The organism is Nonomuraea sp. NPDC050733, from assembly GCF_040654215.1.
Taxonomy (GTDB): Bacteria; Actinomycetota; Actinomycetes; order Streptosporangiales; family Streptosporangiaceae; genus Nonomuraea.
This window is the reverse complement of sequence record NZ_JBFAHO010000042.1, coordinates 19,884-42,401: the sequence shown is the minus strand read 5'-3', so window position 1 is coordinate 42,401 and position 22,518 is coordinate 19,884. Positions and strand designations below refer to the sequence as shown.

General features: G+C 73.4%; 19 protein-coding genes. 13 read left to right on the top strand and 6 right to left on the bottom strand.

Translation table 11 applies throughout. The features are described from left to right. Positions 1-43 precede the first annotated feature (43 nt). The 5 genes from AB0H64_RS37930 (at position 44) to AB0H64_RS37910 (ending at position 3,683) form a co-directional block, all read left to right on the top strand. Entirely contained in the window at positions 44-652 is a 609-nt protein-coding gene (locus AB0H64_RS37930) for an RNA polymerase sigma factor (RefSeq protein WP_357634701.1), read from the top strand. Then, entirely contained in the window at positions 645-1,754 is a 1,110-nt protein-coding gene (locus tag AB0H64_RS37925) for a CU044_5270 family protein (protein WP_357634698.1), read from the top strand. Before AB0H64_RS37930 ends, AB0H64_RS37925 begins: the two co-directional genes overlap by 8 nt. Before the next feature lie 8 nt (positions 1,755-1,762). Next, positions 1,763-2,644: a hypothetical protein gene (locus AB0H64_RS37920; RefSeq protein ID WP_357634696.1), complete on the top strand. Its 882-nt coding sequence runs from the start codon at positions 1,763-1,765 to the stop codon at positions 2,642-2,644. A gap of 92 nt (positions 2,645-2,736) precedes the next feature. Further along, positions 2,737-3,093: a hypothetical protein gene (locus tag AB0H64_RS37915; protein WP_357634693.1), complete on the top strand. Its 357-nt coding sequence runs from the start codon at positions 2,737-2,739 to the stop codon at positions 3,091-3,093. Positions 3,094-3,239: 146 nt separating this feature from the next. Continuing rightward, positions 3,240-3,683: a GNAT family N-acetyltransferase gene (locus AB0H64_RS37910; protein WP_357634691.1), complete on the top strand. Its 444-nt coding sequence runs from the start codon at positions 3,240-3,242 to the stop codon at positions 3,681-3,683. An 81-nt stretch (positions 3,684-3,764) separates the two neighbouring features. Here AB0H64_RS37910 and AB0H64_RS37905 read toward each other — a convergent pair whose 3' ends face one another. Beyond that, positions 3,765-5,138, bottom strand: coding sequence for an MFS transporter (locus AB0H64_RS37905; protein ID WP_357634688.1), 1,374 nt, complete (start codon positions 5,136-5,138; stop codon positions 3,765-3,767). 65 nt (positions 5,139-5,203) lie between these two features. On the opposite strand from AB0H64_RS37905, the gene AB0H64_RS37900 reads away from it, so the two are divergent. After that, on the top strand, positions 5,204-5,938 hold the full coding sequence (locus AB0H64_RS37900) for a helix-turn-helix transcriptional regulator (RefSeq protein WP_357634686.1): 735 nt from the start codon (positions 5,204-5,206) through the stop codon (positions 5,936-5,938). Here AB0H64_RS37900 and AB0H64_RS37895 read toward each other — a convergent pair. Next, positions 5,923-6,780, bottom strand: a complete 858-nt coding sequence (locus tag AB0H64_RS37895; protein WP_357634683.1) for a hypothetical protein — start codon at positions 6,778-6,780, stop codon at positions 5,923-5,925. The two genes, AB0H64_RS37900 and AB0H64_RS37895, sit on opposite strands and share 16 nt — an antisense overlap. Before the next feature lie 155 nt (positions 6,781-6,935). Between AB0H64_RS37895 and AB0H64_RS37890 the strand changes: the two genes are divergently transcribed. Beyond that, positions 6,936-7,946, top strand: a complete 1,011-nt coding sequence (locus tag AB0H64_RS37890) for an NADP-dependent oxidoreductase (protein ID WP_357634681.1) — start codon at positions 6,936-6,938, stop codon at positions 7,944-7,946. Between the two features lie 8 nt (positions 7,947-7,954). Here the strand turns inward: AB0H64_RS37890 and AB0H64_RS37885 are convergent, their stop codons facing one another. Continuing rightward, entirely contained in the window at positions 7,955-10,033 is a 2,079-nt protein-coding gene (locus tag AB0H64_RS37885; protein ID WP_357634679.1) for a cellulose binding domain-containing protein, read from the bottom strand. Positions 10,034-10,289: 256 nt separating this feature from the next. Between AB0H64_RS37885 and AB0H64_RS37880 the strand changes: the two genes are divergently transcribed. Together AB0H64_RS37880 and AB0H64_RS37875 are read left to right on the top strand one after the other, a co-directional pair. After that, the gene (locus tag AB0H64_RS37880; RefSeq protein ID WP_357634677.1) at positions 10,290-11,579 is read left to right on the top strand and encodes a PHB depolymerase family esterase; all 1,290 of its coding nucleotides are present in this window, start codon (positions 10,290-10,292) and stop codon (positions 11,577-11,579) included. Positions 11,580-11,671: 92 nt separating this feature from the next. Beyond that, a complete protein-coding gene (locus AB0H64_RS37875; RefSeq protein ID WP_357634675.1) occupies positions 11,672-12,139 on the top strand; it encodes a hypothetical protein in 468 nt (155 codons plus the stop codon). A gap of 7 nt (positions 12,140-12,146) precedes the next feature. On the opposite strand, the gene AB0H64_RS37870 is transcribed toward AB0H64_RS37875, so the two are convergent. Beyond that, a complete protein-coding gene (locus tag AB0H64_RS37870; RefSeq protein ID WP_357634672.1) occupies positions 12,147-12,545 on the bottom strand; it encodes a hypothetical protein in 399 nt (132 codons plus the stop codon). A 149-nt stretch (positions 12,546-12,694) separates the two neighbouring features. Beyond that, a complete protein-coding gene (locus AB0H64_RS37865; RefSeq protein WP_357634669.1) occupies positions 12,695-13,660 on the bottom strand; it encodes an acyl-CoA desaturase in 966 nt (321 codons plus the stop codon). 215 nt (positions 13,661-13,875) lie between these two features. Here AB0H64_RS37865 and AB0H64_RS37860 point away from each other — a divergent pair, with 215 nt between their 5' ends. The 4 genes from AB0H64_RS37860 to AB0H64_RS37845 are packed head-to-tail and all read left to right on the top strand — an operon-like array spanning position 13,876 to position 19,212. After that, positions 13,876-15,180 carry a cytochrome P450 gene (locus tag AB0H64_RS37860; RefSeq protein WP_357634666.1) on the top strand — a complete coding sequence of 435 codons (1,305 nt, stop codon included), beginning with the start codon at positions 13,876-13,878 and terminating at the stop codon, positions 15,178-15,180. Next, positions 15,177-16,754: a peroxidase family protein gene (locus AB0H64_RS37855; RefSeq protein ID WP_357634663.1), complete on the top strand. Its 1,578-nt coding sequence runs from the start codon at positions 15,177-15,179 to the stop codon at positions 16,752-16,754. The genes AB0H64_RS37860 and AB0H64_RS37855 overlap by 4 nt, the downstream gene beginning before the upstream one ends. After that, positions 16,751-18,907 (top strand): hypothetical protein, encoded by a 2,157-nt coding sequence (locus AB0H64_RS37850; RefSeq protein WP_357634661.1) that lies wholly within the window; start codon positions 16,751-16,753, stop codon positions 18,905-18,907. The genes AB0H64_RS37855 and AB0H64_RS37850 overlap by 4 nt, the downstream gene beginning before the upstream one ends. Positions 18,908-18,918: 11 nt before the next feature. Continuing rightward, positions 18,919-19,212: a hypothetical protein gene (locus tag AB0H64_RS37845; RefSeq protein ID WP_357634659.1), complete on the top strand. Its 294-nt coding sequence runs from the start codon at positions 18,919-18,921 to the stop codon at positions 19,210-19,212. Positions 19,213-19,354: 142 nt separating this feature from the next. Here the strand turns inward: AB0H64_RS37845 and AB0H64_RS37840 are convergent, their stop codons facing one another. Further along, positions 19,355-22,504: a BTAD domain-containing putative transcriptional regulator gene (locus AB0H64_RS37840; protein WP_357634656.1), complete on the bottom strand. Its 3,150-nt coding sequence runs from the start codon at positions 22,502-22,504 to the stop codon at positions 19,355-19,357. Positions 22,505-22,518 lie beyond the last annotated feature (14 nt).

Sequence of the window (22,518 nt, the reverse complement as noted above, 5' to 3'; positions counted from 1 at the left end):
ATCGGTGGAGTAAGCGGTGTAAGCGACAGAAAGGGACCACCGCATGACCGCTCCACCCGAGGTGGGCGATCACCTGACGCAGGCGGACGACGACGCCGCCGCCATCGCCGCGTCGGTGCGAGAGCCGGAACGGTTCGCGAACCTCTACGACCGGTACTTCGAGGAGATCTACCGCTACCTCTCGGTACGGCTCGGACCCGAGACCGCCGACGACGTGGCCGCCGAGACGTTCCTGATCGCCTTCCGCAAGCGGCACACCTTCGACCCGGCGCGCGGCGCCGTGCGGCCCTGGTTGTACGGCATCGCGACCAACCTCGTCGCGCTGCACCGCCGCGGGCTGTCCCGCATGCTCGCGGCCTTCCGCCGCGCGCCGCTCGCCGACGAGGTCGAGTCCGGGTTGGAGGAGCGGGTGACCACCCGTGTGGACGCTGCGGGCGCGCGGGGGCCGCTCGCGGCGGCGTTGGTGGGTCTCTCCCGGGGCGACCGCGACGTGCTGCTGCTCGTCGCGCTGGCGGGCCTGACCTACGAGGAGGTGGCCGAGTCGCTGCGCATTCCGTACGGCACGGTCGCCTCCCGGCTCAACCGGGCGCGCAGGAAAGTGCGGGCCGTCCTCGGCGACGTCAACCCCATGAACGGAGACTCAGATGGATGACCTGTCCGCGGTACGGGAGCGGTGCGCCGTGCCGGGACCCTCGGCGGAGACGAAGGCACGCGGCCGGGCCCGGCTGTGGGCCCTGATCGAGGGGGAGCACGCCGGATCCGTCCTGACGGAGCACGTCGAGCGCTCCAGGCGGTCACGGCCGACGCGCGCCGCCCTGTGGCCCGCGCTCGGGACGGGCCTGGCCGGCGCGGCGGCGGCCGTCACGCTGGTGCTCTCCTCGGCCGCCCCGCCGCCGGCCGCACCGCCGACGAGGCCGAGTGCCCAGCAGATCCTGCTGGCCGCCGCCACCTCGGCCGCCCGGCAGCCCGCCGACGGCGACTGGTGGGGCAACAAGATCGTCCGTGGTGTCCGGATACGTGAGCCGGGCGGCCGCTACGACCTCCAGGTCACCGGGGCCGAGGAGACCTGGATCCCCCTGGCGAAGCAGGACACGCACTGGCTCGTGCAGCGCTACCTGGGGGCCCGGCCGGCCACGCCGCGGGACGAGGAGGCGTGGCGGGCCGGTGGCTCGCCCACGGCCTGGACGTACGAGAAGACGACGACCGGCGCCGCGACCATGGTGGGCGCGGACCCCGACCGGCTGGAGGCGGCGCCCGGCCCGGCCGAATCCACCGAGTCGGCGGACATCGACTGGCGGATCATGTTCGCCGGCAAGCCGCTGACCAGGATGGGCGACTTCCCGACGGATCCGTCACGGCTGCGCGCGGCACTCGAGCCCAAGCCCCGTCCCACCGCCGCGCTGCTGGGGGACCTCGTCAGCCTCATCCTCCACGTGCCCGTCTCCCCGGAGACCCGGGCCGCCGCCTACGAGCTGATGGCCTCCCTGCCCGGCGTCACCGCGCAGGGAGAGGTCGCCGACCAGCTCGGCCGTACCGGACAGGCGGTCGCCTACACCGGGCCGGACTCCCCGTTCTCGAACCATGAGGTGCGGAAGCGGCTGATCGTGGACTCCACGACCGGCGCCCCCCTGGCGGTGGAGACGATCTCCCCCGAGACGGGGGAGATCGTCAGGTTCACCGCGGTCGAGTCGAGCGTCTGGACCGACCAGAGACCCGACCTGCCCAACCCCCACCCCCTCGACGACGAGAACTGAGGACCGATATGCGTAAGCCTTTCGTGATCACCGTCGCCGCGCTGGCCCTGGCGGCCACGGCGAGCCCCGCCCTCGCCGCCACGGCCACCTCGGCCACCTCGGCCACCTCGGCCTCCGTCCATGTCTCCGTCCAGGGCCAGCCGCAGGGCAGGTACTGGTATGTCAAGAGCGTCTACACCGCGACGCATGCCCGCCAGGTGGGCGTCAAGGAGAAGTACTGGGTCGTGCAGGAGCGGGTCACCGAGCATTGGGCGGACCACAGCGGCGCTATGTGGTCGTCCTCCAGTGATCAGGCGCGGCCGAAGAGCGCCGCCGACCTGGCCGCGTGGAAGCGGGACGGCTCGCCCCAGAAGTGGACATACCGGACCGAGGGCATGCTGGTGAAGCTCACCGCGACCCCGCACAGGACCCCGGTCAAGCCGATGAGGGGCAGTGACTGGCTGATCGGCGAGCGGAAGCTGTCGTTCCAGGAGATCCAGAGCCTGCCGACTACGCCCGAGGGGCTGAGGGACTGGCTCGTCAAGGCGTCCGCCGTGGGAGAGGATCCCGTGCTGCCCGAGAACTTCGACAGCTGGGTGAAGAGGGCGTACGAGAGCCTCCTCTACCGGCTGCCGGCGCCCAAGCCGGTCCGCACCGCCGCGTACCAGGCGCTGTCGGGCTTGCCGGGCGTCCGGTCCGCCAAGCTGAGTGGGGACACGGTGAAGCTGACGTACGGCTACACGAGCGAGGAAACCGAGGCGAGGTTCGGGGTCGTGGTGGACACCGGCTCCATGGCGGTGGTCGAGACGTCGGTCGACACCCTCCGTGACGGCAAGCCGTTCAAGGCCAAGACGTCCGTCACGAAGTACGAGTCGAGCTGGACCGACACGCTCGGGGTGGCCACCTCCTGATTCGGGTGGTGGCGGGCGCGGTCCTCTTCCCCGTGCTCGCCACGCCCTTCCCGGTATCACGGGGAATGTGTTGGATCACTACGCTTCCGCTGGTGACCTCTGACAGCCCGCAGGCTCCTCCTGGCGCCGCCGAACGGGCGCGCGGAATCGCCTGGGGGGCGCTCGCGCTGTTCCTGGCCGCCTTCGCGATCTTCGAGAGCCAGAAGTACGGCCTGCCGACCACCCTGGCCATGCTGGTGTTCCTGGCGCTGCCCGACCTGGCCCGCCTCGTCGGGGTTCGTCCGCCGGGTCTGCTGTACGGCGCCGTCCACAGGGTGTGGATCCCGCTGGCGATCGTCGTCGGCTACAGCGTGGGACCGCTCGTCTGGCCGCCGCTCTTCACGGCCGGGCTCGGCTGGCTCACCCGGCTCGCCGTCGAGCGCGCTCTCGGCCGCCGCCCTGGAGGCTAGACCGGGGGCTCGGCCGGCGTCCCGTCGAGGAGCTCGGCGAGGAGGGCCGCGTCGATCGCGCCCGAGGGCGTGCGGGCGCCCTCCAGCAGCCGTACCAGGAGAAAAGGGATGGCACGCGGGCCCGGCGGGCGGCCATCATGGCCCGCATGGCGATCCGCACCGCCGGCCCCGGCGACCTGCCCGACCTGCTCTGCCTGGCCGTCGCCTTCTACGCGGAGGACGGCTTCACCACCTCACGCGACGACCTGCGCGCCAACCTCGCCCACCTGGTCGCCTCGCCCGCCGCACGCGTCGCGGTGAGCGAGGCGGAGGGCCGCGTCGTCGCGTTCGCGATCACCACGACCTCCTTCGGGCTGGAGTCGGGACTGATCGCCGAGCTGGAGGACCTGTACGTCGTCCCCGAGGCGCGCCGGCGGGGCGAGGCGGAGCGGCTCATCGACGACAGCCTGCGCTGGGCGGCCGGACAAGGATGCGCGGCGGTCGAGATCGTCGTCGCGCCCAACGGCATGGACGTGAGCCACCTGTTCGCCTACTACGGCAAGCGCGGCTTCCGCGACGAGGGCCGACGCCTCCTCACGCACCCCGTGTGAACGCCGGTCAGGGGACCTTGCTGAGGAAGGCGCGGGTGCGGGGCTTGCGAACCCGACCTCGTACGTGACGAAGAGCGCGGCTCAGGACCGGGCGGTGAGCGCGGTGAGCGCGGCGGCGGCGAAGAAGGCGGCGCCCCCCACGACGACATGGGTGTGCAGGCCGGTCACGAGATCGCCGCGCGCCACCAGCGTCCCGGCCAGGGCCACCCCGATCGCGCTCCCGGTCTGGCGGGCGACGTTGAGCACCCCGGACGCCGCCCCTCCGAGCTCGGCCGGCGCCGCCTCCATGATCGCCGTGGTCGCCGCCGGCATGGTGAGTCCGGTCCCGAAGCCGGTCAGCACCATCGGCGCCACCAGCGCCGGGTAATCCGTGCCCCGGCCGGCGAGCAGCCAGCCGAGCAGGCCGATCCCGCCGATGACCAGCCCGCATGCCATCGGCGGGTACGGACCGGTGCGGGCGGCGATCCGGCCGCTCAGTGGCGAGGAGATCATCGGCGCGGCCGCCATCGGGAGCATGACCAGGCCGGTCATCAGGGGGTCGAGGTCCCGTACCCGCTGGAAGTACAGCGGCACGAGGAACAGCAGCCCGTAGAAGCCGAGGTTGAGCAGCACGCCGATGACCGCCGGCCCGGAGAACCGCCGGTCGCCGAACAGGCGCAGCGGGAGCATCGGGGCGCGGGCCCGGCGTTCGAGCAGGAGGAAGGCCGGCAGCGCGAGTGCGAACAGGGCGAAGCCGCCCAGCACCGCCGGTGCGCCCCAGCCGCGCGCCCCGGCCTCGATCAGTGCCCAGGTCAGCCCGCCGAGCCCCAGCGCGCCCGCCACCTGGGCGGGTATGTCCAGCCCGGTCCGGCTGCCGGACGGCGCGGGCGCCGGGACGTACCTCAGGGTCAGCAGGAAGCCCAGCAGGCCGAAGGGCACGTTGGCGTAGAAAACCCACCGCCAGCCGACGGTGAAGACCAGCACGCCGCCGATCACCGGACCGGCGGCGGCGGCGATCCCGGCGACCATGCCCCACACGCCGAACGCGCGCGCCCGTGACTCGCGGTCCGGGTAGGCGTTGCGCAGCAGCGCGAGCGAGGCGGGCACCATCAGGGCGGCACCGGCTCCCTGCACCAGCCTGGCCCCGACCAGCGCACCGGCGGAGGGCGCCAGCCCGCAGCCGATCGAGGCGGCGGTGAACACCACCAGCCCGGTCAGGAACACCGGCTTCCCGCCGAACCGGTCGCCGAGCCCGCCGCAGAACAGCAGCAGCCCGGCGAACGCGAGCGTGTAGCCGTCGACCACCCACTGCAGGGCGGTCAGCCCGCCGCGCAGGCCGGCGCCGATGGCCGGGAGTGCGACGGTGACCACGGTGACGTCCAGGATGACCAGGAAGTATCCGAGGCAGATCGCGACCAGCGGCAGCCGGCCGGCTCTCGTGGTGGACACGATCTCGTTCCGGGTGGGGACCGTCATGACCCCAGTCTTGCGCCGAATTACTACGGCGATCGCCGAAATGTCGTCGTTCTAGACTGGGACACGTGTGGAACGCCGCAACGGAGACCGACATCGCCCACGTGGCGGCGGCCATCGGCGATCCGTCGAGGACCAGGGTGCTGCTCGCGCTCGCCGACGGTGGGGTGCTGCCGGCCAGCGCCCTGGCGGCCGAGGCCGGGGTGAGCATGTCCACGATCAGCGGCCACCTGACCAGGCTGCGTGAGGCGAAGCTGCTCACGGTCGAGCACGACGGCCGGCACCGCTACTACCGGCTCGCCAGCACGGACGTGGCCCGGGCGCTGGAGGAGCTGGCCAGGATCGCGCGGCCGCTGCCGGTCCGGTCGCTGCGCGAGGGCGTGCGGGCGCAGGCCCTGCTGCAGGCCCGGCTGTGTTACGACCACCTCGCCGGACGGCTCGGCGTCGCCCTGCTCGCGGCGCTGGTGGACGACGGTGTCGTGGCCCATGCCGGCGGCGGGTACCGGATCACCCAGGCGGGCCTCGGCAAGCTGGAAGCCTTCGGGGTCGACGTCGCGGAGTTCTCCCGGCGGCGGCCGGCCATCCGGTACTGCGTCGACTGGGGCGAGAACCGCCACCACCTCGCCGGTGCGCTCGGCGCGGCCATGGCCGACCGGCTGTTCGCGCTGGAGTGGCTGTGCCGGGGACGGGACCGGCGGGTCGTCCAGGTCACCGACGCGGGTCGCGCCGGCCTGCACGAGGCCTTCGGCGTCCCGCTCGACTGGGACTGCCCGCCCGCGGAGGCGGCTCAACCGGGCGGCTGACCGCTGGAGGTCCTCAGCGCCGCGCCCATGTCGAGCAGGCCGGCGTCGACGACGGCGCGGCCGAAGGGGCGGGCCAGCTCGGCCAGCCGCTCGCAGCCGTCCTCGCCGAGGACGCCGTAGGCGGGCAGGGCGAGGGCGTCGGTGCGGTCCTCGATGTGCTGACGCAGAGCCTGGCCCTCGGCGCTGAGCCCGTCCTCGGTGAGGAGGCCGCGCTCGCGCAGGCGTCGCTCCGCGGCGGCCCACTCGTCCTCCGGCCAGGCGCGGCTGACCCGGAGGACGGCGGAGGGCACCTCGCCGCTCGCGCCGTGCAGCACCAGGGCCTCCAGCCCGCTCACGCCCTCGCTGAGCAGCAGCGCGACGTGGCCGTCGCCACGGAACTCGCGCAGCAGCGTCTGGGCGTGCCACAGCGTACGGATCGGCTCGTCCGGCCAGGGCAGGGCGGCGTGGGCGGCGAACAGCGGGCGGCCCTCCAGGTGGTCGCAGGCCGCGACGGCCGCCCGCCGCGCGAGGCCGGCCGCCTCGTCCAGGCCGGGCAGCTCGTGGATGCCGGCCCGGCGCAGGGCCTCGGCGGCGGCGTCGGCCCGGGCGGTCAGCATGTCCTCGGGGGTGACCACGTCCCAGGCGGCCGGCAGCGCCTGCCGGACGATGGCGGGGCGGAAGTTGTAGAAGGTCGCGATGACCTGCTCGGCCGGGGCGCGCCCGAGTGCCGCGCTCCGGGAGGCGAAGTACCCGGCCCTGCCCTTGAGCCCGAGCTCGGCGTAGCGGCGCGCCGCCTCGGGGATGAAGTAGACCATGCCGTGGACCGGCTCCAGCCGCCGCCACGCCTGCCGTGCAGCCTTCATGCGTTCCGTCCTTATAGAATGAGATTCGCAAACCGACCAGTCGGTGCACCGAACCTAGTTCGGCGGTCGGCCCGGGTCAATGGCCGGTGGCTCTTGCGGCAATTTGGGCACAAAGCCTCAAAACGGTTCATAACTCACAAATACGGAGTCATGTCATGTCGATACCCAGCCGTGAAGTCCACCTGGTCGCCCGCCCCTCCGGCGAGCCCAAGCCGGCCGACTTCGCCCTCGTCGAGGCGACGCTCCCTGATCCGGGCGAGGGGCAGATCCTCGTGCGCAACGACTGGATGTCCGTCGACCCCTACATGCGCGGCCGGATGAACGACGTCAAGTCGTACGTCCCGCCGTTCCGGCTCGGCGAGGCCATGGACGGCGGCGCGGTCGGCACCGTCATCGTTTCCAACGCCGAGAGCGTGCCGGTCGGCGCGACCGTGCTGCACTCCGGCGGCTGGCGGGAGCACGCGGTCCTCGACGCCACCCAGGCGCGGGTCGTGGACACCGAGATCGCGCCGCCGCAGACCTACCTCGGCGTGCTCGGCATGGTGGGGCTGACCGCCTACGCCGGGCTCAAGGAGGTCGCGCCGGTCAAGGAGGGCGACGTCGTGTTCGTCTCGGGCGCGGCCGGAGCCGTCGGGCTCATCGCCGGCCGGGTGGCCCGGCACCTGGGCGCGGCCAGGGTGATCGGCTCCGCCGGCGGCCCGACCAAGACCAGGCGCCTGGTGGAGGAGTTCGGCTACGACGCCGCGATCGACTACCGGGCCGGGGACCTGCCCGGCCAGCTCGCGGACGCCGCGCCCGACGGCATCGACGTCTACTTCGACAACGTCGGCGGCGACCATCTCCAGGCCGCCCTCGGCGCGCTCAACACCTTCGGCAGGGTCGCGCTCTGCGGCGCCATCTCCCAGTACAACGCCACCGAGCCCGTCCCCGGCCCCAGCAACCTCTCCCTGGCCGTCGGCAAGCGGCTGACCCTGCGCGGCTTCCTCGTCCGCGACCACCAGCACCTGGCCGCCGAGTACGTCCCGCTCGCCGCCGCCTGGCTCCGCGACGGAACCCTGCGCAGCGAGGAGACGGTCGTCGACGGCCTCGACAACGCCGTCGACGCCTTCCTCGGCCTCCTCCGCGGAGCCAACACCGGCAAGATGCTCATCCGTCTCGGCTCCTGAAGGCGTCGTCAGGACGTGTGGCAGACCGTGCCGTTCAGGGTGAAGACCGGCGGCAGGAGGTTGGGGCCGGTGTACCCGGCGACGAAGCCCACGCTCACGCTGCCCCCGCCCGCCGCCAGCTTGCCGTTGGTGTCCAGGCTGGTGGCCTTGACGGTGCGGCCGTTCTGCTCCCAGTTCGCGTTCCAGCCGCCGTTCATCCGCTGCCACCCGGTCGGCCAGTCGAACGTGAGCGTCCAGCCGTCGATCGCGGCCGGCCCGGTGTTGGTGATGTCCACGGCCGCGACGTAGCCGCTGCCCCAGTCGCCGTTGGCGCCGAACTTCACCGTGCACGTGCTCGTGGCCGGGCTGCCGGTGGTGAACGTGAGCGGCGGCGAGGCCCAGCTCACGTTGCCGGCCGTGTCCCGGGCCAGCACGTTGACCGTGTACCGGGTGCCGGGGGTGAGGTTCGTGACGGTGAACGACGTGCCGGTGCTCTCGCCGAGCTGCTCGTCGGTCGCGCCGTTCTGCTGGTGGACCTCGTACTTGGCGACGGGGTGCGCGCCCGCCGCCGACGCGGTCCACGAGAGGGTGGCGGCGCGGTCGGTGACGCCGGAGGCGGCGGGCCGGCCGGGAGCTCCGGGCGCCCCGGTGACCTGGCCCGCCGGGTGCAGCACGAGCGTGGTCAGCGAGTACGGCGGCAGTGTCCGGCTCTTCGCGCTGCCCGTCCGGTCCGTGGTGACGGCGGTGCCGCCGTTGACGTACGAGTACACGGTCGGCGCGTCGGCGGCCGGGGTGTAGCCGGTGTAGTCGACGGTGACCGTGCGGGCGTTGTCGGGGTCCTTGTTGACCAGCAGCACCGCGAGGTCGCCGTCGGCGCGGCGCGCGGCGTGCGCGGTCACCAGCGGCTCGTCGGTGCCCGCCCGGACGAACTGGTCGCCGGGCCGGACGAAGGCGTTCATCATGGCCAGGCCGTGGTACGGCGCGAAGGGCGTGTTCAGCGGCGGCTCGCAGGTCGTGCCGTCGGCCAGGCATGTGCCGCTGGACAGCAGGCCGAAGTCGCCGTAGTCGGTCTGGCCCGCCACCGTCGAGACCGTGCCGATGCCGTTGTGGACGTTCCACCACTGGACCGTGAAGACGCCGCTCTCCAGCAGCCCGCTGTAGGCGTCGGCGAGGAACAGCGCGCCCGGCTGGGTGTTCTGGCCCACCCCCACGTTCATCTCGGTCAGGCTGATGCCGATGCGCCCGGCGCCGGCCGGGGCGTACCGGGTGATCTGCTCGCGCGTCGCGTGCACCAGGTCGGCGATCTGCTCCGGCCTGGCCAGCGCCTCGGCGGCCGTGCTCCCGCCCGGGTACCAGTGCACGTCCACGAAGTCGATCTTCGACCCGGCGACGGACAGCACGGTCTGGTTCCACGTGGCCGGATCGCCGCCGGCGACGATGCCGTCCGGCCAGTTCCCCGGCGCGGTGAGCACCGCGCCGACCTTGATGCCGGGGTCGACGGCCTTCATCGCGTCGGCGAAGGCGACGACGCCGTTCGCGTACGCCGTGGGGCTCTTGTCCGCGTGGTTGTCCGCCTCCCAGTCGGCGCCGTAGTGGCCGTTGCCGTAGTTCTCGTTGCCGACGGTCCAGTACGTGGCCCCGTACTTCTTGGTCACGTTGGCGTACCGGACCCAGTCGGCCGCCTCCTCGGGGGTCCCGGTGCCGTAGTTGGCGATGATCATCGGCTGTGCGCCCATCCGCCGTACGGACGCCATGAAGGTGTCGAAGTCGGTCCCCGGGGCGACGTAGCCGCCGGGCGCGGTGTGGTCCTTCCAGTGGTAGATGTCGCCGTAGGAGCCGCCGGGGTAGCGGACCATCCGCACCCCCGCGCCCTTGAGCAGGTCCGACACCGCCGTGGTGCCCAGTTCCTTGTCCCAGATGGCGTCGTTCACCCCGAGCCCGGTGCCGGGCATGGCCGCGAGCCCCGCGCGGGCGTTCACGGTGACGCTCACCGGCGCGGCTGACGCGCTCGTGGCCGCGCTCGCCCCGGCCGCGTCCGGCCCGGCGAGGGCGAGGGCGCCCAGGAGCACCGTCGAGGCGGCGGCGGCGCAGAGACGGCGAGTCCTCATGGGGGGTCCAATCGACGCACGATGATCGAAGTCGCCTCATGCTGGGTTCGCCCGGCCCGCCTGTAAAGGACCGCCCCCGGCAGGGCGTGGGCCCCGTACCGCATGACGCCGGTAGAGGCGCGGAAGCCCGCACCGCGGCCGTGAAAGTTTCAGCGGCGCGCCGAGGTGGCGGACGCGCGCCCGGCCGCCGCGTTGACGCCCCCGCCGCACCTCCCTAGCGTGCGGGCCACCCGAAGCCTGAGGAGGCCGCGCGGCGATGAGGACGACGACGAAGGTCATGGCGATGCTCGTCACCCTCGCGGTGGCGGTCTGCGGCTGGCTCGCCTCCGCGCTCCCCACGTCGGCGGCGGCGCTGACCGAGGTGACCGGCTTCGGGGCGAATCCGACGAACCTCCGCATGTACGAGTACGTCCCGGCGAGCGTCACCGCGCGCCCGGCCGTCCTCGTGGTCGCCCACTACTGCGGCGGCTCGGGCCCGGCGATGCACTCCGGCACCGAGTTCGCGTCGCTGGCCGACCGGTACGGCTTCATCGTGGTGTACCCGTCGGTGACGCGCAGCAGCCTGTGCTTCGACGTCTCGACACCGGGCGCCCTGACCCACAACGGCAACAGCGACCCGGCGGGCATCGTCTCCATGGTCCAGTGGGAGATCCAGCACCGGAACGCCGACGCGGGCCGCGTGTACGCCACGGGCCTGTCGTCGGGCGCGATGATGACGAACGTCCTGCTCGGCGACTACCCGGACGTGTTCAAGGCCGGGGCGGCGTTCGCCGGCGTGCCGTTCGGCTGCTTCGCCACCACCGACGGCTCGATGTGGAACAGCACCTGTTCGAGCGGCAACCTCATCAAGACCCCGCAGCAGTGGGGCGACCTGGTCCGCGCCGCCTATCCCGGCTACACCGGGCCGCGCCCGCGCATGCAGGTCTGGTACGGCACGAACGACACCACGCTGAGCTACGCCAACTTCGGCGAGCAGCTCAAGCAGTGGACGAACGTGCTCGGCGCCGGCCAGACCCCCGCGCTCACCGACCACCCGCGGCCCGCCTGGACCCGCACCCGCTACGGCGGCACCGGCGTCACGGCCCCGGTCGAGGGGATCAGCGTCGAGGGCGGCACCCACAACATCCTGGTCTCGGGGATGGCCGCGATGGCCCTCGACTTCATGGGCCTCACCACGGGCGGGCCGACCCCCACGCCGACCCCCACGCCCACAGTCACTCCCGCGCCGGGCGCGTGCCGCGTGACCGTCACCACCAACGCCTGGAACACCGGCCTGACCGAGACGCTCACCGTCACCAACACCGGCACCGCGCCCGTCAACGGCTGGTCCCTGACCTTCACCCTCCCGGCCGGCCAGGCCATCACCAGCGGCTGGAACGCCACCTACAACCCCACCACCGGCCAGGTGAAAGCCGCCAACCTGTCCTACAACGCGACCCTGGCGCCCGGCGCCTCGACCAGCATCGGCTTCCAGGCCACCCACACGGGCGACACCGCGAAGCCCACGGCGTTCACCCTCAACGCCGCTCCTTGCACGGTCACCTGACGGGCGCGCATGTCCGGCGTCCGTCAGCTCGCAAGCCGCATGAAAGCGGTATGGCGGACATTGCGGTCAGCTACGAGAGAGAGGAACTCTCCATGAAGATCGCACGCCCCCTGGTGGCCCTGTCCGGTCTCGCCGCAGCACTCATCGCGTTCACCCCCGCCGCCCAGGCCGCCACGGCCACCCCCTGGGGCCCCTCCTACGCGCCGGGCCACGCGGCCAAGGCCCTCGGCGCCCTGACCGCCTCCGGAGAGGACCACGCCGACATCCCGGCGGCCGACACCGTCAAGATCACCGGAAAGCTCACCGACTCCACCCGCGCCACCTCCACCTGCGGCTGGGCCGTCTTCCGCATCACGCACCGGGACTCCTCGAACAACCTGCCGTTCAAGCACCACAGCGTCCGCGACTGCTCGTACGGCACCCCGAAGCGGTTCTCCTTCAGCCACCACGACGTCTACCAGGTCGAGCTGAAGGTCTGCGCGCAGCCCAGCAGTGCCACCCGGCCCTCGGACACCTGCCTGTACGCGGGCACCTGGAAGGTCCTGTACCTGTCGAAGTAGGACCGGGTCAGGCCGTCAGGGAGTGGACGGCGCGGACCTCCGTCACGGTGAACTCGTCCACGATGTGCCGGTTCTGCACCAGGAACCCGACCAGGCCCGCCACCGCCTCCACGCCCCGCTCGGCCCGGGCCTGGCCCGTCAGCAGGAAGATCAGCGGAGTGGACGGCTGGTCGATCGCGAAGTGGCGGTCGTGGCGGTGCACGTCGTGCAGGGCCCTGATCGGGATCGGCCGGGGGGAGGTGAACCACACCGCGACCTCCCACACCGGCAGCGCCGGATCGGCCTCGACCGCCTCCTGATAACACGTCACACAGCCCTGCCCCGCGTGCCGACCGTGGAGGCAGGTCCAGTGCTCGACGTCCGCCGGAGGCTGGGGGCGGGCGCCGAGGATGGCCGTCTCGGTCACGCGGCGCCGTGCCCGGGGCGTTGGGGATGAGGTGAAGTATTCGCTGATGATGCATCCTCGCGCGTCGTTGGCCGTACGGCCACCATACGCCCGGACGGGAGATTCGAGCGGATCTCGGCAGGATGATGACAGGTGTCCGGCCGGAGCCGTCACCCGCCGTGGGGCCGTTCTCTGTTCCCGCCGGCGCGGCGGGCCGTCAGGCGGCCCGGGTCCGGCCAGTGCACGCCGTACGCCCAGCCCGCGGCCTCGAACCAGCGGATCAGCCGCGCGCTCGGGTCGAGCTGCCCCTTGAGCACCCCATGACGCGCGCAGGTGGGCTCCACGTGGTGCCAGTTGTGCCAGCCCTCGCCGAGTGTCAGCAACGCCACCCACCACACGTTCGAGGAGCGGTCCCGGGTCCGGAACGGCCGGTCGCCGAAGGTGTGCGCGACCGAGTTCACCGACCACGTGACGTGGTGCACCACGGCGTAGCGGACCAGCCCGCCCCAGAAGAACGCGGTCCACGCGCCCGCCCACGACATCGACCACAGCCCGCCCGCCACGGCCGGCAGCGCGAACGACAACGCCACGACCGCCGGGTAGGCGGCGTCGAAGCGCCGCACGTCCGGATCGGCCAGCAGGTCCGGCACCCAGTGCCGGGGGCTGGAGCGCCGGCGCGCGGTCCAGAACCAGCCGACGTGGGCGTGCGCCATGCCGCGCAGCAGGGCCAGGCCGTCGTCGCCGTAGCGCCACGGCGAGTGCGGGTCGCCCTCGCGGTCGGCGTACTTGTGGTGACGCCGGTGCTCGGCCGTCCACAGGGTGACCGGGCCCTCGACCGCCATGCCGCCGGCCAGCATGAGCGCGACACGCAGCGGCCGGCGGCACCTGAACGCCCGGTGGGTGAAGAGCCGGTGGTAGCCGACGGCGATCCCGAAGATGCTGACCAGGTACATCACGACCGCGATGACCACGTCCTGCGGGCCGATGCCCCATCCCCAGACGGCGGGCACGGCGAGGCCCAGCAGCAGCACGGGAAGCACCACGAGGACGACCAGGTAGACGGTCCGGCGGCCGGTGGTGACCGTCACCGTCTCCGCCGTGCCCGAGCCCGGCTGCGGGATGGCCGACGAGGTCACGCTACCTCCCATGATCGCGAAGACGGATGCGGCTCCTCATTGAACGGCCGCCTCCCCGGCTCCCGGCAATGGCCTCGGAGTGACGTTCTCATCACTTAGAGGAGTCAAAACACTGCACACCGTAGCCATGAGCCGGTGGGCCGTCCCTGTCTAGATTGTGGCTACAGAACGTGATGATCTCTGTTCGCTCCGGCTTCAGACGGAAGGGTCCACGCATGGGTGCTGTCGGTCAGACGACCACGGGCGGCTATCTGGAGAGGTACGACGAGGCGCTGGCCCGCGACCCGACGTCCGCGTTCGGCCTGGTCCGCGAGTGGATGCGCACGGACTGGCGCGCCCTGTTCGCCGAGCTCCGCGAGCGGCGGCCGATCCTCGTCACGCCCGCCTTCACGGTCGTGACCCGCTTCGCCGACGTCATCGAGGTGCTCTCCCGCGAGTCGGTCTTCTCGGTGCGCGCCTTCGGCCCGCGCCTCGACGCCGCGCTGGGCGGCCCCTTCATGCTGGGCCGGGACGCCACGGCGATGAACTGGCGCGACAAGGGCCTGATGCGGGTCATGCTCGACCCGCGCGACGTGGACGGCGTGCGCGAGCTGGCCGGGCGCCTGGCCGACGAGGCGCTGGACGCCGCCTGGCCGGACGGCCGCGTCGAGGCGGTCCACTCGCTGTTCCGCCATGTCGCGCTCGGCGTCTGCGCGCAGTACTTCGGCTTCCCCGGCCCCGACGCGCAGACCCTGTCCCGGTGGACCCGGGCCATCGTCACCGACGGCTTCGCCAACTTCCTCGGCGACCCGGACGTCCAGTCCGCCTCGGTCCAGGCGGGCGCGGAGATGACGGCGTACCTGCGCGGCCGGCTCGCCGAGCTCAGGGCCGCGCGACGGGCGGGACACGACCTGCCCGACACCGTCTTCGGCCGGCTCGCCGGCACCACCCTGCCCGCCGGGATCGGCCTGAACGACGAGCGCGTCGTGGTCAACATGGCCGGCCTGCCGCTGGGGTTCGTGGAGAGCGCGCCCGGGGCCATGGCCGAGGCGGTCGAGCAGCTCCTGCTGCGCCCGCCGGTGCTGGCGCAGGCCGTCGAGGCGGCCCGCGACCCCGACCCCGCCCGCTTCGACGGGTACGTCTGGGAGGCGCTGCGGTTCAACCCGTTCTTCAAGCTGCTTCCCCGGCTGTGCGAGCGCGACCACGTCCTGGCCGCGGGCACCCCGCGCGCCACGCCGATCCCCGCGGGCACGTTCGTGCTGGCCGCGCCGGCCTCGGCCATGTTCGACGCGGACGTGGTGGCGGAGCCCGGCGAGTTCCGCCTCGACCGGCCCGGCCACCAGCAGCTGTTCTTCGGCCACGGCCACCACGCCTGCCTCGGCGTCCATCCCGCCAGGGTCGTCGTCTGCGAGGTCGTGCGCCGCCTGCTGCTGCGCCCCGGTGTGCGTCTGCTGCCACCGCCGGAAGGCCGGGTCGCCCGCTCCCACGGGATCTTCCCCGACCGCTTCGTCCTGGGGCTCGGCCCCGAAGGGCAGGAATGATGACGACGGCACGGACCATCGCCACCGACGGGGCCGTCAACCGGCTCAGGTTCCTGGCGCTGACCAACGGCCGGCCGTTCTGGGACCTCGTCCAGGCCGTCCAGCCCCTGCGGCGGCGCCTCAACGCCTCGCTGATCGACCACGCGATCCGCGAGATGCCCCCACGGCCCGAGCCGCTGAGCACCATGGCGGGCTACACGTCCTGGGCCTCGCTGACCGACCGCACCTACAGCGGCAGGCACCTGCCCCCGGCCGCCGCGTCCGACGACGGCCGGCCCAGCCCCGAGCGGGCCGCCGAGCTGTTCACCCGCGGCGAGACCATGATCCCCTGCCCGCGCTCCACGGTGCTGTTCGCCTACTTCGCCCAGTGGTTCACCGACGGCTTCCTGCGCGGTGACGTCAACATCCCGCGCGACCCCCGTAGGAACAGCTCCAACCACCACATCGACCTGAACCAGCTGTACGGCCTCCGCGAGGACGCGACGGCGGCGCTGCGCGCGTTCGACGGCGGGCTGCTCAAGAGCCGGATCGTCGACGGCGGGGAGTTCCCGCCCCAGCTGTGCGAGAACGGCAAGATCAAGCCGGAGTTCGCCCCGCTGAGCGTCATCCGCTTCGACGAGCTGACCGACGCCCAGCGCGACACCCTGTTCGCGACGGGCAGCGACCGCGGCAACATCCAGCTCGGCTTCACCATGCTCACGGTGCTGTTCCTGCGCGAGCACAACAGGGTGGCGCGCCTGCTCGCCGAGAGTCACCCGCGCTGGGACGACGAGCGGCTGTTCCAGACGGCCCGCAACGTCCTCATCGTGCTGCTGATCAAGCTGGTGGTCGAGGAGTACATCAACCACATCACGCCCTACCACTTCCGCTTCACCCTCGACCCGCGGCTGTCGTCCCTGCTGGCCCACGCGCCCTGGCACCGCGAGAACTGGGCCTCGGTGGAGTTCAACCTCGTCTACCGCTGGCACAGCCTGATCCCCTCCCGGCTCTGCGTGGGCGGCCACGAGCTGCCGATGGAGCAGACCCTGCTCGGCGGCGCGCTGATCCCCGAGCACGGCCTCGGCCGGCTCTTCGAGGACGCCTCCCGCCAGCGCGCCGGCCGCCTCGGGCTGTTCAACACCGACCCCCTGCTGAGGGAGGTCGACGCGGCCAGCATCGCCGACTCGCGGACCCTCGCGCTGGCCTCCTACAACCGCTACCGCGAGCACTGCCGCTTCCCCCCGGTGCGCCGGTTCGAGCAGGTCTCCGGCGACGAGCGGGTCAGCGGCGCGCTGCGTGAGCTCTACCGGAGTGTGGACGACCTCGACCTGTACGTCGGCCTGTTCGCCGAGGAGCCCGGCGCCCCCGGCGCCATCCTGCCGCCGCTGCTCACCAAGATCATCGCTATCGACGCCTTCTCCCAGGCGCTGACGAACCCCCTGCTGGCCCCCCGGGTGTTCAACGCCGCGACCTTCTCGCCGACCGGCCTGCGGGTCATCGCCACCACGAGATCGCTGTCGGACGTGCTGCACCGCAACGTCCCGGAGGACCCCCGGCCCCGCTTCGTCAGCATGTCGTGGGGCGCGGATCGGTGAGCGGCGAGACCGGCCCGGAGCCGGAGCCGCTGCGCGCCGCGGCCCGCGAGCTGGCCGACATCGGCGTCGTGATCCGGGACGCGGCGGTCCACGCCACGGCCGCGCTCACCGACGGAGCCGCCCTCCGCGCGCTGCCGCGCGCGCCCTCGGCCGGCTGCCGGGCCCACGGCGCGCTGCTGCGCGCGATCACCAACGGCCGCGGCCTCGGCTACGCGCCCGCCGGCGGCAGGCTGGGCGCCCTGGCCGCCTCGCTCGGCACCCTGGCGGGCGCGGAGAGCCTGGCCGTACGCGTGCTGGCCACCTCGCTGCGGCTGCGGATCGCCGCCGTCGCCGCCGACCACCCCGAGCTGACCGGCGACCCCATGCTGGACCGGCTCATCGAGGCCGCCGCCGCCGACCGCGACCTTGAGGCCGTCCGCGCGCTGCGCGCGCTGCTCAGGGACCGCGGCGCGGTGCGCGTGCTGAGCCAGCTCGCCCCGGTCTTCGGCGAGGTCCTCGCCCTGCGGGCGCTGCTGGACGAGAACCCGCTCAATGACGCGACCGCCTGGCTGATCGCCACCGGAACGGGCTTCGCCACGGCCGACCCGATCACCGGCATGAGCAACCGGGCCGTCGCCGCCCTCGACACGGGGGAGGGGGCCGCGCGCCGGATCGAGCTGCCCGAGGCCGAGTCCGCGCGACTGGCCGCGAAGGGATCCCTCCTCGGCTTCCTGCGCAACATCAGCGCGGTCGGCACGACGGGCCGGATGCTCATCCAGAGCGTCGAGGGCCCCGACGGGATGGTGCGCCACGTCGTCCAGGCGCCCGGCATGCGGGCGGGCCGGCCCGACCACGACTCGCCCCAGGACCTGCTCGGCGCCTTCAGCAGCGCCGTGCTGGCCCACAGTCCCTACAGCCGGGCCGTGGCCCTGGCCGTCGCCGACTACGGCCTGCCCCAGGGCGCCGAGCTGGCCCTCATCGGGCACAGCGCGGGCGGCGCCGCCGTCATGAACCTCGCGCAGGACGCGGGATTCTGCGCCCGCTACACCGTCACCCACGCCGTCGCGGTCGGCTCTCCCGTCGACTTCAAGCGGCCCGCCGACCCGCGCACCTGGGTCGCCAGCGTCACCAACCAGCACGACATCGTCCCCACCCTCGACGGGCAGGGCGCGGGCGGCTGCTTCGACCTGCACCCCGACTGGTACGTGGTGGACTACGCCGACCCCACGCACCTGTTCCCGCTCTGCCACAGCGTCGAGCGTTACATCGCCAACCTCGCCGACGACCTCCCCGAGGCCCGCGAACGGATCGACGGGCGCCTCGCGCCCTACCGGGGCGCGGTGGTGCGCACGCAGGCGTACCAACTGTTCGACCGGGCTCCCCGGCCCGAGGGATTCCCGTTCCTCGCCGTGCCCACCCACCCGGTGCCGGGCCCGGAGGGGCCCGTGGAGCTGCCGATCAGGTGCCAGGACGGCAGCGCCCTCACGGCGTACTTCGCCGCGGACGCGGGCGCGGCGGCGGCGCTGCTGAAGGGCACCGGGCTGGGCCCGGCCGTGCGGGTGGCCGGACGCGCCGTCGTCGCCCTGCACGCCGCCTGGAACCGTCGTACGAGCGTGGGCGCCTACCGCGAGCTGCACCTCGGCGTCGTCGTGCCCGGCCCGTGGCGGTCGTCGGCGGCGCCGCCGATGCTCGTCTGGCCGGATCTGGCGCGTGGCGCCGACCGGCGGCGCTCGGGTGGCTTCCTGGCCGGCTCCGTGGTGGACGCCGCCGCCGTCTCCGCGCTGGCGCCGCGGTTGTGGGGTGGGGAGCCGTACCTGGCGCCGCTGGAGTTCGAGCTGACCGCGAGGTCCGTGCGCGTCGCCGTCGGCGCCCCCGGGGACCGGCTGCTCACCCTTGGCGGGCGCCTCGGCCCCGGACTCCCCGTGGGCGACCGCGACCTGGTCGGCTACGCGCGGGCGGCGGGCACGACGCTGCGCTCGTCCGTGCGCGCCCGCGGCGCGGCCCGTCTGCATCCCGTTCCACGGCTGCGGCTGGCCGTCGAGCCGCGCTCGGCCGATCCGCTGGCCCGCCGGTTACGCGAGCTGGGCCTCGACGGCGCGCGCCCGCTGCTGTGCCTGTCGGCCACCACCCGCCGGACGCTCCGGGACGCCGCCGTCCCGGTGCCGGCCCCCTGACCGGAGGACCGATGCCCGCCGATCCCACGATGCCCGCCGAACGCCCTGCGCCCCAGGATCTGGTCCCCCGAGGGCCCCTGGTCATCGCCGCCCACGCCGTGGTCCTGGAGTCCGACGCCCGCGCGCTCGCCGAATGCGCCGAGCGCCTGCGCGCGATGGAGGCCGGGCTGAAGGCCGCCGGCGTCGCGCCGCCCTGGCTGTGCCAGGCCGTCGAGGCCCACGTCGCCGCCTGCGCGACGGCAGCCGCCGACCTCGCCACGGCGGCCGCCCACCTGCGCCGCTACGCCGGGACGGCGCGCCGCTGACGCAGACGGCGTACCACGGCCCGGACGAGGGCGCCCACCGCGAACCCGTAGACCGCCACCACCCTGGCGTGGATGGCCGCGGTGGCGGCCGTCTTCTTCCCGCCGGCGATGCGGGCCTATCGTAGGAACGCCGTCTGACCGTTCACGGGCTGACCGGCCGGCCGCCGAGCGCGACCAGCCGGTCCAGCGCCTCCCGCCTCGGCATCTCCGCGCCCCGGCGGTAGGCCGACCGGTACGCGTCCTCGCCCAGCCGCTCGACGAGGCCGGCGACCACCACGCGCAACTCCGGGTCGCCCTCGTCGAACCAGCCGCGGATGACCGCGCTCATCCCCAGCGCCGTGGCGGCCCCGGCCGGGTCGTCCTCCAGCGCCAGCAGCCAGCCCAGCAGCTCCGCGGCCCAGGACAGGCCGTTCGCGTGGCCGTGGGCGAACATCACGCGGATGAGGCCGGGCAGCAGCTCACGCGCCGGCCCCGCCGCTCCCTCGGCGAGCCGGTTGCACATCCTGAAGCCGGCGACCGCGTCGCTCGGCAGTCCCTCGAACGACGGCAGCCGCTTGGCCAGCTCCTCCATCCGGTCCAGGGCCCCGTCCGCCCGCTCTACGTCCTTCGACAGGCGGTACGCGGTGGCCAGGGAGGACAGCATGTTCGCCTCGATGCGCCGGTGGCCGCGCTCCTTGGCCTGGCGCAGGGCGGCGTGGATGTCCCGCAGCGCGCCGTCCAGGTCGCCGCTGTTCATCCGCTCCCGCGCGAGCCTGGTCCTCGTCCAGTAGAGGTGCAGCTCCGTGTCCAGTTCGGAGCTGATCGCGACCGCCCGCTGCGCGGCGGCGACGGACTCGTCGTGCTCGGCCCGCAGCGAGTGGTCGCGGCTGATGCGGAGCAGGGTCATCACCAGTCCCCACCGGTCGCCGGCCTCCTCGAAGCCGCGTAAGGCCTCCTGCCTGATCCGGGTGCCGGTCGTCAGATCGCCCTCCTCCACCCGGATGTGGTCCTGCGTCCACAGCACACTGGCCCGTACCCAGGGGTCCGGGGAGCTCAGCGCCTCCTTGAGCTGGAGTTCCACCAGCTCGGAGCTGCCCGCGACGGACGCCAGCTGCGCCATCCGCAGCATCGGCAGCGCGGGGTGGAACGCCATCGTGGCCGTAGCGTCGGTGTCCGCGACGTTCTCAGCGGCGACGACCGGGCCGGCGGCGCTCTGCACCACGCTGAAGGCGGCACGAACCTGGGCGGGCAGCGCGTCGCCGAGCCTGAGCACCTCGGCCACGGACGTCGAGTACTGGGTGGTCATCCCTCTGAGTCCCCAGTACCAGAACAGGGACCTGACGAACTCGGCCGCCCTGGGCGCGTCCCCGGCCTCCAGGGCCGTCCGCAGCCCGAAGGCCATGTTGTCGTACTCGGCGTCGAAGACGGCGATCGCGCGGAGCTGGTCCCTGGTGCGCAGCAGCGGCTCGTGCTCCTCGGCCAGCGCCAGGAAGTGGTCGGCGAACCGGGTGGTCACGTCGTCACCCGATGCGGCCAGCCGGGAGGCGGCGTAGGCCCTGATCGTCTCCAGCATGTGGTAGCGGTCGCCGGCCTGCTGGACGATGGACTTCTCCACCAGGGAGCCGACCACGTACAGCACGTCCTCCGCCGGCAGCGACTCGTCCGGGCAGACCGCCTCCAGCGCCGTCAGGCTCGCACCGCCCGGGAACGCCGACAGCCTGCGCGCCAGCACCCGCTCGGGCTCGTCCAGCAGGTCCCAGCTCCACTCGACCAGGGCCAGCAGCGTGCGCTGGCGCGGCAGCGCGGTCCTGCTGCCCGAGGTCAGCAACCGGAACCGGTCGTCCAGCCGGCGGGCGATCTGCTGCACGCCCATCGAGCGCAGCTTCGCCGCCGCCAGCTCCAGGGCCAGTGGCATCCCGTCGAGCCGGCGGCAGATCTCCACCACGGCGTCCACCGTGGACGCGTCGAGTGCGAACCCCGGCCGCACGCTCGCGGCCCGGTCGACGAACAGACGCACCCCCGCCGCCCCGGCCGCCTCCTCCAGCTCCGGCTCCCCGGAGGGCACATCCAGTGGGCCCAGGTGGCACAGCGACTCACCGGTGATCGCCAGCGGCTCCCTGCTGGTGGCCAGGATTCTCAGCTGCGGCAACCGCTCCAGCAGCTGATCGGCCAGCGCCGCCACGTCCTCGACCAGGTGCTCGCAGTTGTCCAGCAGCAGTACGGCGTCGCCGACGTCGAGCCGCTCGACCATCCGGTCCGCCGGATCGGCCTGCTGCGGCTGCCCGCTGCCGTACAGACCGCCGAGCGCGCCGAGCACCGCGTCGGCGAGCTGGTCCGGCTGTCCCACGCCGGCCAGGGGCACGAACCACACCCGGCCGCGCCCGCAGGCCCGGTCACGGGACGCCGCCTCCAGCGACAGCCTCGTCTTGCCGGCCCCTCCGGGCCCGACGATCGTGACCAGCCGGGAGGCGGCCATCAGCTCGGCGAGCCGGTCGAGCTCGTCCTCCCTGCCGACGAAGCTGGTGAGCTGCGCCGGCAGCCGGCTCGCCGCCGCCTCGGGCGGCACCACCGGCCGGTCCAGCTCGCCGCGCAGCAATGCCAGATGGACCTCCTGCAGCTCGGGCGACGGATCGACGCCGAGCTCCTCGCCCAGCCTGCCGCGGATCTCCTCGTACACCGCCAGGGCGTCCGACTGGCGTCCCGCCGCTGACAGGGCCCGCATCCGCAGCTCGGCCGTACGCTCGCGCAGAGGGTGCGCGGCGGCCACCGCACGGAGATCCGCCGGCACCTCGGCGTGCCTGCCCAGCCGCACCTCCGCGTCGCAGCGGTCCTCCAGGGCCGCGACCCGCAGCTCGTCCAGCCGCGTGGCGGCGTTGCGGGCGAACGGGGCCTCCAGCACGTCCGCCAGCGCCGTGCCCCGCCACAGGTCCAGGGCGGCGCCGGACAAGGCGGCGGCCTCCTGGAGCCGGCCCGCCGCCAGCTCCCTCCGGCCCTGCCCGGCCAGCTCCTCGAACCGGTGCGCGTCCACGTCCTCGGCCCGTACGGGCAGCCGGTAGCCTCCCGCCACCAGCTCCACCGTCCCCGTCCCCACCAGGGCCCGGCGCAGCCGGGACACCAGCCCCTGCAACGCCGCCGACGCCCCGGCAGGCGCCTCGGCACCCCACAGATCGTCGATGAGCGAGTCGGCGGACACGGGACGACCCGCCTCCAGAGCCAGCCGGGCCAGCAACATACGCAACCGGGCACCGGCGATCTCGACAGGCTTCGCGTCGTCGCCGTGGACCTGAACCGGGCCGAGCAAGACAATCCGCACGCTGACAGCCTGCC

Bases quoted from the DNA above. Each gene is read 5' to 3' on its own strand.
- AB0H64_RS37930 (WP_357634701.1), top strand. From the start codon at position 44: ATGACCGCTCCACCCGAGGTGGGCGATCACCTGACGCAGGCGGACGAC.
- AB0H64_RS37925 (WP_357634698.1), top strand. From the start codon at position 645: ATGGATGACCTGTCCGCGGTACGGGAGCGGTGCGCCGTGCCGGGACCC.
- AB0H64_RS37920 (WP_357634696.1), top strand. From the start codon at position 1,763: ATGCGTAAGCCTTTCGTGATCACCGTCGCCGCGCTGGCCCTGGCGGCC.
- AB0H64_RS37910 (WP_357634691.1), top strand. From the start codon at position 3,240: ATGGCGATCCGCACCGCCGGCCCCGGCGACCTGCCCGACCTGCTCTGC.
- AB0H64_RS37905 (WP_357634688.1), bottom strand. From the start codon at position 5,138: ATGACGGTCCCCACCCGGAACGAGATCGTGTCCACCACGAGAGCCGGC.
- AB0H64_RS37895 (WP_357634683.1), bottom strand. From the start codon at position 6,780: ATGAAGGCTGCACGGCAGGCGTGGCGGCGGCTGGAGCCGGTCCACGGC.
- AB0H64_RS37890 (WP_357634681.1), top strand. From the start codon at position 6,936: ATGTCGATACCCAGCCGTGAAGTCCACCTGGTCGCCCGCCCCTCCGGC.
- AB0H64_RS37885 (WP_357634679.1), bottom strand. From the start codon at position 10,033: ATGAGGACTCGCCGTCTCTGCGCCGCCGCCGCCTCGACGGTGCTCCTG.
- AB0H64_RS37880 (WP_357634677.1), top strand. From the start codon at position 10,290: ATGAGGACGACGACGAAGGTCATGGCGATGCTCGTCACCCTCGCGGTG.
- AB0H64_RS37875 (WP_357634675.1), top strand. From the start codon at position 11,672: ATGAAGATCGCACGCCCCCTGGTGGCCCTGTCCGGTCTCGCCGCAGCA.
- AB0H64_RS37860 (WP_357634666.1), top strand. From the start codon at position 13,876: ATGGGTGCTGTCGGTCAGACGACCACGGGCGGCTATCTGGAGAGGTAC.
- AB0H64_RS37855 (WP_357634663.1), top strand. From the start codon at position 15,177: ATGATGACGACGGCACGGACCATCGCCACCGACGGGGCCGTCAACCGG.
- AB0H64_RS37845 (WP_357634659.1), top strand. From the start codon at position 18,919: ATGCCCGCCGATCCCACGATGCCCGCCGAACGCCCTGCGCCCCAGGAT.